Source organism: Streptomyces sp. NBC_01306 (genome assembly GCF_026340465.1).
Lineage (GTDB): Bacteria > Actinomycetota > Actinomycetes > Streptomycetales > Streptomycetaceae > Streptomyces.
Genome location: NZ_JAPEPC010000001.1, coordinates 348958 through 361144, shown reverse-complemented (window position 1 = coordinate 361144; position 12187 = coordinate 348958). Strand labels below are relative to the sequence as shown.

Annotated in this window: 10 protein-coding genes; 5 read left to right on the top strand and 5 right to left on the bottom strand. The window is 71.0% G+C overall.

Translation table 11 applies throughout. From position 1 onward, the window contains the following. The first annotated feature begins 2 nt into the window (after window positions 1-2). Genes OG385_RS01490 through OG385_RS01480 form a run of 3 tightly spaced genes read left to right on the top strand, consistent with a single transcriptional unit; the run spans window position 3 to window position 1571 of the window. Window positions 3-374 carry a DUF742 domain-containing protein gene (locus tag OG385_RS01490; protein WP_266851088.1) on the top strand — a complete coding sequence of 124 codons (372 nt, stop codon included), beginning with the start codon at window positions 3-5 and terminating at the stop codon, window positions 372-374. Beyond that, a complete protein-coding gene (locus OG385_RS01485; protein ID WP_266851086.1) occupies window positions 352-1005 on the top strand; it encodes an ATP/GTP-binding protein in 654 nt (217 codons plus the stop codon). The genes OG385_RS01490 and OG385_RS01485 overlap by 23 nt, the downstream gene beginning before the upstream one ends. Then, the gene (locus OG385_RS01480; protein WP_266851085.1) at window positions 1002-1571 is read left to right on the top strand and encodes a GAF domain-containing protein; all 570 of its coding nucleotides are present in this window, start codon (window positions 1002-1004) and stop codon (window positions 1569-1571) included. The genes OG385_RS01485 and OG385_RS01480 overlap by 4 nt, the downstream gene beginning before the upstream one ends. Window positions 1572-1664: 93 nt before the next feature. On the opposite strand, the gene OG385_RS01475 is transcribed toward OG385_RS01480, so the two are convergent. From OG385_RS01475 to OG385_RS01455, 5 genes are all read right to left on the bottom strand, one after another. Then, on the bottom strand, window positions 1665-3533 hold the full coding sequence (locus OG385_RS01475) for a DUF2264 domain-containing protein (RefSeq protein ID WP_266851083.1): 1869 nt from the start codon (window positions 3531-3533) through the stop codon (window positions 1665-1667). 136 nt (window positions 3534-3669) lie between these two features. Continuing rightward, window positions 3670-6123, bottom strand: coding sequence for a polysaccharide lyase 8 family protein (locus OG385_RS01470; protein ID WP_266851082.1), 2454 nt, complete (start codon window positions 6121-6123; stop codon window positions 3670-3672). A 46-nt stretch (window positions 6124-6169) separates the two neighbouring features. Continuing rightward, window positions 6170-7597, bottom strand: coding sequence for a M60 family metallopeptidase (locus tag OG385_RS01465; RefSeq protein ID WP_266851080.1), 1428 nt, complete (start codon window positions 7595-7597; stop codon window positions 6170-6172). Window positions 7598-7738: 141 nt separating this feature from the next. Then, a complete protein-coding gene (locus OG385_RS01460) occupies window positions 7739-8833 on the bottom strand; it encodes a LacI family DNA-binding transcriptional regulator (RefSeq protein WP_266860550.1) in 1095 nt (364 codons plus the stop codon). A gap of 62 nt (window positions 8834-8895) precedes the next feature. After that, window positions 8896-9882: a hydroxyacid dehydrogenase gene (locus OG385_RS01455; protein WP_266860549.1), complete on the bottom strand. Its 987-nt coding sequence runs from the start codon at window positions 9880-9882 to the stop codon at window positions 8896-8898. 340 nt (window positions 9883-10222) lie between these two features. On the opposite strand from OG385_RS01455, the gene OG385_RS01450 reads away from it, so the two are divergent. Continuing rightward, a complete protein-coding gene (locus OG385_RS01450; RefSeq protein ID WP_266851078.1) occupies window positions 10223-11224 on the top strand; it encodes a sugar ABC transporter permease in 1002 nt (333 codons plus the stop codon). Between the two features lie 85 nt (window positions 11225-11309). Further along, window positions 11310-12170: a carbohydrate ABC transporter permease gene (locus OG385_RS01445; protein WP_266860547.1), complete on the top strand. Its 861-nt coding sequence runs from the start codon at window positions 11310-11312 to the stop codon at window positions 12168-12170. Window positions 12171-12187 lie beyond the last annotated feature (17 nt).

Sequence of the window (12187 nt, the reverse complement as noted above, 5' to 3'; positions counted from 1 at the left end):
ACGTGCCGTTCCAGCAGGACAGCCCATGGCTCGACGAGGCGGCCGGCCGGCTGATCCGCCCGTACGCCGTGAGCAACGGCCGCACCCGGCCCACAGCCCAGCTGGACCTGCTCTCCCAGGTGATGGCGACCGGGGTGCCGCTCCCGTCCCACCTCGGCCCCGACCACGCGCAGACACTCGGGCTCAGTGAGCGGCCCACTTCGGTGGCGGAGATCGCGGCCCATCTGCGGCTGCCCGTGGTCGTCACCAAAGTGCTGCTCTCGGACCTGATGGACAGCGGGGCGGTCACCACGCGCGCGCCCCGCCCCGACGAAGACCCCACCGACCTTTCCTTGCTGGAGGCAGTGCTCGATGGCCTACGACGACGGCTCTGATCTCTTTCCCACCGCGCTGAAGATCCTGGTCGCGGGCGGTTTCGGGGTCGGCAAGACAACCTTCGTGGGAGCGGTCAGCGAGATCTCACCGCTGAGCACGGAGGAGATGCTCACCCAGGCCGGTGAGCAGACGGACAGCCTGGAGGGGGTCGAGTCCAAGTCCACGACCACCGTCGCCATGGACTTCGGCAGGATCACCCTCGACCCGCAGCATGTGCTCTACCTCTTCGGGACGCCCGGCCAGGAGCGCTTCTGGTTCATGTGGGACGAACTCTCCGCGGGCGCGCTCGGCGCCGTGGTGCTCGCAGACACCCGCCGCCTCGCCGAATGCTTCGGCGCGATCGACTTCTTCGAGCAGCGGGGCATCGGATTCATCGTCGCCGTCAACGAGTTCGACGGGGCGTTCCGCTACGGGGCGGACGAGGTGAGGGCAGCACTCGACCTGCGGGCGGAGATCCCCGTGGTGCTGTGCGACGCCCGTATCGCCAGTTCGGGAATCCGCACGCTGGTCACCCTCGTGGGCCATCTGCTCGACACCGCGCCGGAGGCCGGTCCGGCAACAGACCCGGCAACAGACCCGGTTACCGGCCAGGTGCCGGGTCCGGTCACCACCCAGGGAGTCCACCCATGACGTACGACCCGACCGGGCGGCTGCTGCTGACCCCCGTCGACCGGGACGCGCCCGTCCGGGGGCGGCGGCTGCGCAGACTCGGCCTGGGGCAGCACCCCGACCCGGTCTTCGACGAGTTCGCCCGACGGCTCGCCGAGGCGACCGGGGCGCCGTACGGCCTGGTCAACTTCATCGACGAGAACCGGCAGTTCTTCGCCGGACTGCACACCCCGGCCGGGACGCACTCGGGCAGCGACCTGAGCGCGGTGGCCGCGGCCTGCGGGATCAACCGCGTCATGGCCCGCGACCACGGGTACTGCCCGCATGTCGTCGCCCGCCGCAAGGCGCTCGTCCTGGAGGACGTCTGCGACTACCCGCGGTTCGCCGGGAATCCGGTGGTGGACGAGATCGGCATCCGCTCGTATCTGGGGGCACCTCTGATCGACCGTACGGACACCGCACTGGGCGCGGTGTGCGTCGTGGACACCGTGCCGCGGCAGTGGGGGCTCGCCGGTCTGGAGACCATCAAAGCGGCGGCGGCGGAGCTGGTCGCGCAGATCCACCACCGGGAGGACGGCGGGATCTGACTGGCCGCCGCCCCCTGTTCAAACCCTTCGTGTTCGAACCCCTCGTGATCAAACCTCTCGTGTCCAAGCCCAGCGCCCGCCGCGGCGGTTCGGTCAGGCGGTCACGGTCGTGCCGTCCGGGAACAGCAGCTCGACCGTGCCGTCCGTGACCGTGACGGAGATCGACTCCTGGAGCGCCCTGGGGTGCACCGCGTCCCGCGAGAGGGCGACCAGGCTGACGTGCACGCTCCGCCCGCCCGGGTGCCGGCCGCAGCTCAGACACGGTGTCGCGGAGTGCGGGCCGTACGCGTTGGCCTGCACATCTCGTGCGACCGACGCCTGTGCCCCGTCCCAGCCGTGCAGCCCCACGAGCGCACTCGTCAGCCCGTCCGCCGTACGGGCCAGCGCCCACCCGGCGCCCTCGTCGGACGAGGGGCGCTCCTGGGCGGCCACCGGGTGGCCGCCCTCGCGTACCGTCACGCCCTGTGCGGCGTCCACCCGGTGCACCCGGATCTCCCAGGGGCCGTGCAGCACACTCGTCGTCTCGACCCGGGCCCCCGCGTCCTCGTACCAGGACGACGCGGTCCGGCCCTCGCAGGCCAGCCTGTTGATGCGCCGCCGCCGCGACGGCACACCGTCCGGGCCGAGCACCGCGAGATGGTTGTCCACGGCCCGTTCCCGGGCGTGCGGCGCCGCATCGGGGGCGGTCGCCGTCGAGTAGCCGAACGTGGCGTAGTGCGGGTCGTCCTCCGCTTCGCCCTGCGGCGGATTGTGGTCGCTCCCGTGGTTGATGAGCCGGACGATGCCGTCGTGCCGGGTCCCGTGCAGCAGCCAGCCGGGTGCGGGCAGCGCGGTGTACTGGTCCGACTCCTCGATGGGCAGGGCCTGTTCGCGGGCCGTCCAGGTCGGGTGATCGGCCGGGAGCAGCAGCCCCAGGAAGCCCTTCGACGCCCAGTACGGGGAAGCGGGACCCGAGTACGGCTGGGTGGTGGGCAGGAACGTGTCGTACCAGCCCAGTGTGAGCAGCCCGCGCTCGTCGGGCACCCCGCGCTCCGCGAAGTGCCGCAGGGTGCCCGACGCGAGGCGGCGGGTACGGCCGGGGGAGAGCGGGGTGCAGTCGGCCAGGGCGCCCATCCAGACCGGGGCGAGCGCCGCGTACCGGTAGGTGAGGGAGCGGCCCTGGTGCACGGGTGCGCCGTCCGTGCCGAAGAAGTGCTGGTATCCGTCCAGGAACTGGCGGAGCCGCTCCCGGTAGACCTTGGTGCGCCCGGTGTCCGGGTCCTCACCGGCGATCCGGGACCAGAGCAGCGGGTACAGATGGAGCGCCCAGCCGATGTAGTAGTCGAAGTTCTGCCCGTCGCCGTCGGTGTACCAGCCGTCGCCGACGTACCAGTCCTCGATCCGGTCGAGCCCGCCGTCGATGTCCGACTGGCTGTACGGGGCGCCGACCGAGGCGAGGAACTGCTCGGACACCACCTGGAAAAGACGCCAGTTGTTGTCCCACGTACGGCTGCCGACGAAGCCGGAGAACCAGTCCACGACCCGCTCCTGGACCCGGGTATCCAGCTTGTCCCAGATCCAGGGGCGGGTCTCGTGCAGCGCCACGGCGACCGAAGCGGCCTCCACCATCTGCTGGGAGCACTCGGTCAGCCTCGGCCAGGCCTCCCGGGACCGCGGATCGGTGCCGGTGGCCAGGCCCTGCGCGTACCGCTCCACCAGAGCCGGATCGGCCCCGTCGCCCGCCCCCGCGATCCGGAACGCGGCCAGCAGGAAGGAGCGCGCGAACCCTTCGAGGCCGTCCGACACCACCCCCGACCAACTGCCGCGCCCCGGCAGCCGGTACTGGGCGAAACCGGGGGTCGCGTACGGCACGAGTGCGTCCAGCATCCGGTCGGCCAGCGTCTCCCAGTGGGCGCGGGTCCAGCCGGTGCGCGAGGAGAGGAGCCGGTCGGTCGGGGGCAGGTGGAGGAAGGGCGGGGTCATCCGGGTGGTGCTCCTGGGCTGTGGGAAGGGCGGGGGCCGTGGAATGGGCGGGGGCGGTGGAATGGGTGAGGGCCGTGGAATGGGTGGGCCGGTGCCGGCGGGGCCCGCAGGCCCGCCGGCACCGGCAGGACGGGTGTCAGCGGAGCTCGGCGGTGTGAGTATGGCCGCGCGAACCGGCCACGTCGATCGTCAGGACCGGGCGGCGTCCGGTGGCGACGCTCACCGTGCTGTCGGCGCGGACCACCTCCCTCACGCGGAAAGGCAGTTCCAGCGTCAGCGTCTGCTGCTCGTGTCCGGGGTCGGCGACCGCGACTGAGTAGCCGCCGCCGTGCCTCCGCAGCAGGACCGATGCCGGGCCGGACGCGGTGAGACCCGCCGCGGTCCCCGGCTGCCAGAAGGTGGCCGCGGTCAGCCCGGTCCTGGCCACCTCGACCAGCTGCACGGTGGCGTTGTTGGCCACGATCCGCACCGGCCGGCTGTGCGCCTGGACCGCGGTGGCGGCCGCTGACGCACCGGGCAGCAGGATGTAGGCGTACGAGGCTTCGGTGGGGGAGACCCCGTGGTCCAGCCAGAGCGTCGCGTACCGGCGGGTGACCGGGGTGGTCGAACCGGCGGTGTCCGCGCCCGTGTCCAGATCGCTCCAGCGGCCGGTGCGCTCCTCGCGCAGCGCCTTCAGCGAAGTGCCCGACGACGGGAACAGATAGCCGCCGACCCCCTCCAGATGGGCCCAGCGGGCGCCGTGGAACGTGCCGTTCCAGCCCTGCTCCGACGGCTGGCGCCGGCCGTCCACGGTCAGCCGGGGCGCGCCGGACGTGTGCAGATTGCGGTTCTCGACGACCGTCTCGATCGTGCGGCCGTCGCTGGCTGTGATGCCCGCCCCGAGCGCGATCACCGCGTTGTCGGCCAGGAACCACGACTTGCGGGCCACCAGGGTGCTGCCCTGCGCGGCCAGCTCCATGGCGGCCGCGCCGTACCGCCCGTCCAGCACCGCGCCGCCCGCGACGGTGTTCCCCGGCAGGTAGTAGCCGCCTTCGGTGATGTCCGCGCGGCGGCGGGTGTCCACGGTGGTGCCGGGCAGCCGGTAGGAGTCGACGGTCGGCCAGAAGCCGTCGCCGAACTGGCCCAGGTCGTCGCCGGTGTAGAGGTACGTCATGCCGTCACCGGTGTACCAGCCGTGCAGGTTCTCGCCGTTGCCCGCCTCGTAGGCGGCGATGCGCTTCGATGAGAGGGACAGCGCCATGGACCAGCCGGGCCGCCGGTGCACCACCCGGTCCATGTCCGCGAAGACATGGTGACCTGTCACCCGGTCCGCGGCGGTGACGCTCCGGTCCGCGAGCAGTTCCTTGGCGAGCGCGACCTGCGGGATCCCGACCAGACCGAGGTAGGGATCGGTGCGGTTGCGCTCGATCCAGCCCTTGACCGTCGCCCGCCAGCCGTCGGCGACGGCGGCCGGCGCGGCGCCGGCCAGCAGCAGGATGGCCGATACGGCTGCCGCGCCGTCGGTGTGGTCGGCGGCCCGCTCCCGCGAGATGGCCCGGCCGCGCACCGCGTCCATCATCAGCCCGTCGAAGATCACCGGTGAGAAGGTCCCGGTGACCGCCTCGTACATCACGGAGATGTGCGGATCGCTGACCGCCCAGGGCGAACCTGCGAGCAGCGCGCTCAGATACGCGGCCCCGCCGAGCAGCACCGTGCCGTACGAGCCGGTGTACGCGACCGCGTCGTGCTGGATGAAAGAGCCGTCCGCGTAGAAGCCGTCGCCCGAAGTGACGTTCTGGAAGAGGCTGTTGAGCCCCTTGTCGCGTACGTCGGAGAGGCCGTCACGGGCCAGCGCGACCTTCGCCGGGTCGCGGGCGAGCAGCCCGTGCAGCGCCGTGATCACGGACTTGTCCGACCGGTTGGCGCCGGTCTCGGCCAGGGTGGGGGAGTTGGTGCGGCGGTCCGGATTCGGCGCGAACTTCTCGACGCTCGCCAGGTGGGCCGTCAGATCGTCGGCGGGTACGCGCGTCCTGAGGAGCACACAGCAGTCCAGCAGGGCGCGCGGCGCTCCGATCTCCCAGAACCACCAGTTGCCGGTCTCGCGCTTGTCCGGGTTGTACGCGGTGTCGTGCAGGAAGCGCAGCGCGGACACCAGCGCGTCCGCCACCTCGTCGCTGCCGTGCAGCGCCGCGCCGGTGGTCGCCCAGGCGGTGGCGAGGGTCCGCAGCCGGGTGTAGCTCTGGCTGAACATCCCCGGATCGGTCACCGGGACGTAGTCCGGCCAGAGCGCGGTACGGGCGGCGGTGCGGTCCAGCCGCTTCCAGAAGTCGGCGGCCGACGCGTCGAGTGCGGCCAGCGCGGCGGCGAAATCGGGGTCGGACGCGTCGAAATCGCCCCCGGTGATGAGCTGTTCGGCGCGGACGAGCGCGGCCTCGTAGGTGTCGGCTGTGCCGGTCGCGTCTGCCGTGTCTTTCGCGTCGGCCGCCCGAGCGTCACCGGCGGCGGGGGACGCGGCTCGCGCCGTTCCCGCTCCCGTGGCCCCGGCGACTGCCGATGCGGCCCCGGCGGCGAGGAGCGTTCTCCTGCTGAGGGCGGAATGAGGCTGTTCCATGGCGGTTTCCTTCGGTCCCTTCGGTTCCGGAGTCGGTCGGGCGGGGTCAGTCGCTCAGCGAGCTGGGGTCGACGGGCGGGCTCGGCAGCCGCAGCGCGGCGATCTCGGCGACCCCGGTGGCATCGATGGGGAAGGCCCATTTCCGTACGAAGAAGTCCGTCAGGTCGTATCCCGACACCCGGCTGGCGTAGGTGGAGAGCGCCCGGTACTGCCTGGCCTCCACGGCCGGGTCGTGGTCGTAATCCTCGACCGGCGCGTCGTGCTGGTGCTCGGTGCGGACCAGCTGGTGCAGCCGCGGCCAGAAGTCGTCGCCGAAGGCCAGCTCCAGCTGACGCAGCGGGACCAGCTGCTCGTACGGGCCGAACGTCGTCTCGTACGCGATGCCGGGCGTGCCGACCTTGGGCGCCGCCGACTGGAACCAGTTGAGCCCGGTCGTCGCGTCCTTGGTGAGCAGGTTGGACGGCTGGCCCAGGGTGCGCTGGGCGGCCAGCGAGTAGATGTTGACGGTGACCTCGGTGAGCCCGCCCGCCTGGTAGGCGGCCTGCTGGTTGAGGTGGCCCAGCTCGTGGTAGAGCCCCCAGCCCCGGGTGCGCAGCCCCTGAACGGTGCAGAGGCGGTCCATATAGGCGCGGGGGAAGCCGTTGAAGCCGTGCCAGGCGTAGGCGCCGACGCCCTTGGGGACGACGCTCACCTCGTTGAAGTGGTAGCGGCCGGCCTTGGGGCGGTTCAGGGGCTTCGGCCCGACCAGGCCGCTGATTCTGTTGTGCGAGTCGATGATGGTGTCGAAGAGCCGCAGCAGCGCCGCGTGGTCCTCACCGCGGTAGAGCAGCGCGCCCTCGCGGGTCAGCGTCAGGATGGTGTGCCCGGTGGTCAGCTCCACCCACGGCACGTCCGTGATGCTGTCCAGCTGCCGCTGGAAGTCCGCCTCGGAGGTGCGCCCCAGCTCGAAACCGGCCATCCGCGCCGTGCCGGAGACGAAGGTGACCGCCGCCTGCTGACCGTGGCCGGCGAAGCTGAGGTAGAGGGGGCCGCCGTAGGCGTCGGAGACGGTGTTCTCGCCGGCCCGCAGCGGGAACACCCGGGGGGCCTTGAGGTCCGGGTTCGTGTTGTAGTCGTCGAACGTCCCGATGTGCAGGACGGGCAGCGCCCCGTGGCCCGGCCGGATCCGCACCGTGACCTGTGCGCCGGGTGCGGCGTAGCGGCCGGTCGGGATGAACTCGCTGGCACGCAGCGACCGGTCGAGCCGCAGCCGCTCGGTCTCCGCGCCGGGGAACGCCTCGATCAGCATCGTGGCGCCGTCGTGGGAGCCGTCGTGGGATCCGGTGCCCGCCGGACCGGCGGTGCGGGCGGCGGATCCGTCGGCCGAAGCACTGCCGGCGCCGAGCAGGGTGATGGCTCCGGCACCCGCCAGCGCGGCGAGCGCGGAGCGGCGGCTGACCGCGGCGGAGGTGAGGGGCAGGTGGGCAGGGCGCATCCGGACTCCCAGGGGCAGAGGTGATGGAGTGGCGTACGAACTGCGCGTCAGCATGTAAGCGGTTGCTATCAACCCGCAAGAGGATCGGGGAAGTTACTGTCTTTTACTATGGCCAACTGGGGACAGGCTGTAAGTAAGCGGTCACGCCCGGCGGCCGCGCGCCGGCGGCGGAGCCACGGAATCGCGTACCACGAGATGGGTGCCGAGCCGTACGGTGCCGGTGCTCGGCTCCCGCCACTCGTCCTCGTCCCCGCCGGGCACCGCGAGCCGCACGGCCTGGCGCCCCATCTCCTCCAGCGGGATGTGCACGGTCGTCAGCCGGGGCCGCAGCTCCTGCGCCACCGGGATGTCGTCGTACCCCGCGAGTGACATGTCCTGCGGCACCCGGACCCCGGCTTCTTCCAGGGCCTGGGCCGCACCGGCCGCGACATTGTCGTTGGCCGCGAAGACCGCGGTGAAGTCCGGTCCTTCCCGCAGGAGTTCGGCCATCCGGCCGCGCCCGAAGGAGCGGCTGAACGAGCCGAGCTGCTCAAGCCCGGGATCCCGGGCCACACCACGCAGCTCCAGTGCGCGCCGGTGCCCGGCCAGCCGGTCACGGGTGGTCGAGAGGGCCGGTGGACCGCCGAGGTAGAGGATGCGTTCGTGGCCCTGGGTCAGCAGATGGTCGGTGATGGCGAAGGCGCCGCCCTCGTTGTCGTACTCGACGGCCGCGCCGCACGCCTCCTCGCCGAGCGACGGCCGCCCGCACAGCACCAGCTTCGATCCGCCGGCCTCCAGATCGCGGGCCCTGCGCCCCAGTTCGGCGGTGTGCGCGCGGTCGGCGACGCTGCCGCCGACGACGACCACGGCGTCGGCGCGCCGCTCGTGCATCAGCTCGATGAAGGCCAGCTCGCGCTTGGGGTCGCCCTGGGTGCAGCAGACCAGGCAGAGCCGTCCGCCGAGGCTCGCCTCCCGCTCCACACCGCGGGCGATGTAGGCGTAGAAGGGGTCGATCAGCTCGTTGACGATGATGCCGACCGTGCGCCCCGACACCCCGGCCAGCGCGCGGGCGTGCGCGTTGACGACATAGCCCAGCTCGCGCATCGCCTCCTCGACCCGCTCCCGGGTCGCCGTGGCCACCGGGTAGTTGCGGTTCAGCACACGGGAGACGGTCGCGGTCGACACCCCCGCCAGCCGTGCCACGTCGGTGACGGTCGCGCGTCGTCGGCTGTCGGCTGCCGAGGTCTGGCGGCGCATCCGTCCCACCCCCTGGTTGTCGTCCTGTGCCGCTGAGCTTATGGCCTGCGAGGCGGGGCCGTTCATGCGATCCGCTCCAAGTCGGCCAGGTGGACGGGGTGATGGAACGGAAGGCCGCCCGCGTAGCGGCAGAGCTCATCCACGGCCAGCTCGCCGAGCCTGCCGATCTCGTTGCCCTGGGCGCCCGCCATGTGCGGGGTGATGAAGACGTTCGGCAGGTCCCACAGCGGGTGCCCCGGGGGCAGCGGCTCGGGGTCCGTCACATCGAGTACGGCGTCGAGCCGCCCGCTGACCAGGTGCCCGGTGAGTGCCTCGGTGTCGACCAGGCGCCCGCGTGCCGTGTTGACCAGCAGGGTGCCGGGGCGCATCAGACCGATCCGCCGTGCGTCGAGGAGCTGCCGGGTCACGGGTGTGTCGGGCGCGTGCACGGTCACCACGTCACTGGTCGCCATCAGCGTGTCGAGGTCGGTGGAGACGGCCCCCAGCAACTCGGCCTCGGCGGGGGTGACATACGGGTCGTACAGCAGGATGTCCGCTTCGAGTACCCGGAGCAGTTCGATGACCCGGCGGCCGATCCGGGAGGCGCCGATGACGCCGATGGTCAGGCCGTGGGTGCCGATCCAGTGCTGCCGGTCGAGGTCGGCGGCGGTGCGGTGGGTGCGGCGTTCGCGGAAGAGCCGGGCGAACGGGAAGGCGCGCTTGGCGCCCATGATGATCGCGGCCAGGGTGAACTCCGCGACCGGTACCGCGTTGGCGTCGGCCGCCGACGACACCGCGACCCCGCGTTCGTACGCCTCCGGGGCGAGGAACGTCTTGACGGTGCCCGCCGCGTGGATGACGGCCCGCAGCCTCGGCGCCCGCTCCAGCAGTCCGGCGTCGATGGGCGGGCAGCCCCAGCCGGTGAGCAGCACCTCGGCGCCGGCCAGCGCGGCGGCTGCATCGGGGGAGTTGAACTCCCTGATGACATAGGGCGGATGGAGATCGGCCGATTCCTCAAGACGGGTGCGTACCCGTGGCGGGAAGATGTCGTCGATCAGTCCGGGGTCCATGGCCAGTACGGTGCGAGGCCGCCGCGGGGGCGGGTCCGGCTCGTCCGTACCGGTCTGGGCCGGTGCCTCGTCGGTGGTTCGCACCCTGCCTCCGGACAGTAAACGCGTTCTATTGATGGGCGGCACGCTAGGGAGCCCAGACGTCAAACGTCAAGCGATCTGCGTGGCCATCTGCCCCCTTTGCGCCGCTATTTGGGGACCTATCCGGGCGATCTCTCCGGCAGAAACATCGAGTAACGCAGACGTTTCCTCCGATCTCTTGACGGTGGGGTTAACCGCTTACTACGTTGCGGCGGCAGAAGGCTCGCTCTGCGCCACCCCAGCCGAACAGGACTGCACCATGGCTGAAACAGCACCTCCGATGCCGCTGGACAAGCGGCGCAGGAAGTCCAAAGCGCCATCCCCACCCCGCGTCGCCCAGCACCGGCTGTCCCTGTGGCAGCGGATCAAGCGCGACAAGGTGATGCTGCTGCTGACCCTGCCAGGACTGCTGTACTTCGTGGTGTTCCACTACATTCCGCTGCTCGGCTACATGGTCGCCTTCCAGGACTACCAGCCGTACCTCGGATACATGCACAGCGCGTGGACGGGCTTCGCCAACTTCTCCAGCGCCTTCGCCGACCCGGCCTTCTGGTCGGCGACCGCGAACACGGTCGAGATCGCCTTCGTACAGCTGATCTTCTTCTTCCCCGTGCCGATCGCGCTCGCCCTGTTGCTCAACAGCATCGTCAGCGACAAGCTCCGCCGGTTCATCCAGAGCGTGGTCTATCTGCCGCACTTCATCGGCTGGGTCATCATCGTCTCGATCTTCCAGCAGGTCCTGGGCGGCGCCGGGCTGCTGCCCGATCTCCTCGGGGACCTGGGGCTGCCGCGCTACGACATGATGAGCGACCCCAACGCCTTCCCCTGGCTGATCGCCCTCCAGTCCATCTGGAAGGACGCGGGCTGGGGGACGATCATCATCCTCGCCGCGCTGCTGGGGATCGACAAGCAGCAGTACGAGGCGGCGGCCATCGACGGCGCAAGCCGCTGGCGCCGGCTGTGGCACGTCACGCTCCCCGGCATCGCCCCGGTGATCATCCTGCTGCTGATCCTGAACCTCGGCCAGATCCTCTCCGTCGGCTTCGAGCAGATCCTGCTCCAGCGCGACGCGGTCGGCCCCGGCTCCGGTGAAGTACTCGACACCTACGTCTACTACCACGGCATCAAGGACAACCAGTGGGGCATCTCGGCGGCTGTCGGCCTGGTGAAGGCAGTCGTGGGAACCGTCCTCGTCCTGGGCGCGAACAAGTTCGCCCACCGTCTCGGCCACGAAGGGGTGTACCGCGGTGCGGACAGCTGAGAAGACACCGGCGAAAGCCCCCGTCACGGCGGCGCCTCTCGCGGCGGCACCCGTGATCACGCCGTCGGACGGCCGTCCGCCGTGGATGGAGCGGCCGACCCGCCTCGGCCTCACCGGCAAGGGCATCGTCCTGGTCCTGGTCGTGCTCGCCGTGGCCTACCCGCTGCTGGGCGTCATCGGCACGAGCTTCGCCTCACAGACCGACATCATCAAGTCCACCGGCCTCGTCCTGTGGCCCGAGCACCCGACGCTCGACGCGTACCGGACCATCTTCACCGGCGGTGTGGTGACCCGGGCGCTCCTGGTGAGTGTGGGCATCACGGTCTTCGGCACCGCGGCCAGCCTGCTGGCCACCATCGGCATGGCGTACGGGCTCTCCCGCCGCAATGTCACGGGCTCCCGCTTCATCCTGATGACGGCCCTGTTCACCATGCTCTTCAACGCCGGCATCATCCCGAACTTCCTGCTGGTCAACCAGCTCGGCCTCTACAACACGTACGCCGCACTCGTCATCCCCACCCTGATGAGCGCCTTCAACCTGGTCGTGCTGCGCGCCTTCTTCATGAACCTGCCCGAGGAGCTGTACGACGCGGCGCGCGTCGACGGCGCCGGGGACTTCCGCATCCTGCTCCAGGTCGTCCTGCCGCTCTCCAAGGCGGTCATCGCGGTCGTCGGCCTCTTCTACGCCGTCGCGTACTGGAACGCCTTCTTCAACTCGCTGCTGTACCTCCAGGATTCGGACAAGTGGCCGCTGCCCATGGTGCTGCGCACCTTCGTCCTCCAGGGCCAGAGCCTCAGCGGCGCCGCGGCCGGCGAGAGCGTCGCCCCGCAGGAGGCCGTGCAGATGGGCGTCCTGGTGGTCGCCGTCGTACCGATCCTGCTCGTCTACCCGTTCGTCCAGCGCTACTTCACCAAGGGCGTGCTCACCGGCGCCATCAAGGGCTGAACCCGCCTCCGCCACCC

Bases quoted from the DNA above. Each gene is read 5' to 3' on its own strand.
- OG385_RS01480 (WP_266851085.1), top strand. From the start codon at position 1,002: ATGACGTACGACCCGACCGGGCGGCTGCTGCTGACCCCCGTCGACCGG.
- OG385_RS01485 (WP_266851086.1), top strand. From the start codon at position 352: ATGGCCTACGACGACGGCTCTGATCTCTTTCCCACCGCGCTGAAGATC.
- OG385_RS01465 (WP_266851080.1), bottom strand. From the start codon at position 7,597: ATGCGCCCTGCCCACCTGCCCCTCACCTCCGCCGCGGTCAGCCGCCGC.
- OG385_RS01470 (WP_266851082.1), bottom strand. From the start codon at position 6,123: ATGGAACAGCCTCATTCCGCCCTCAGCAGGAGAACGCTCCTCGCCGCC.
- OG385_RS01460 (WP_266860550.1), bottom strand. From the start codon at position 8,833: ATGCGCCGCCAGACCTCGGCAGCCGACAGCCGACGACGCGCGACCGTC.
- OG385_RS01475 (WP_266851083.1), bottom strand. From the start codon at position 3,533: ATGACCCCGCCCTTCCTCCACCTGCCCCCGACCGACCGGCTCCTCTCC.
- OG385_RS01455 (WP_266860549.1), bottom strand. From the start codon at position 9,882: ATGGACCCCGGACTGATCGACGACATCTTCCCGCCACGGGTACGCACC.
- OG385_RS01450 (WP_266851078.1), top strand. From the start codon at position 10,223: ATGGCTGAAACAGCACCTCCGATGCCGCTGGACAAGCGGCGCAGGAAG.
- OG385_RS01445 (WP_266860547.1), top strand. From the start codon at position 11,310: ATGGAGCGGCCGACCCGCCTCGGCCTCACCGGCAAGGGCATCGTCCTG.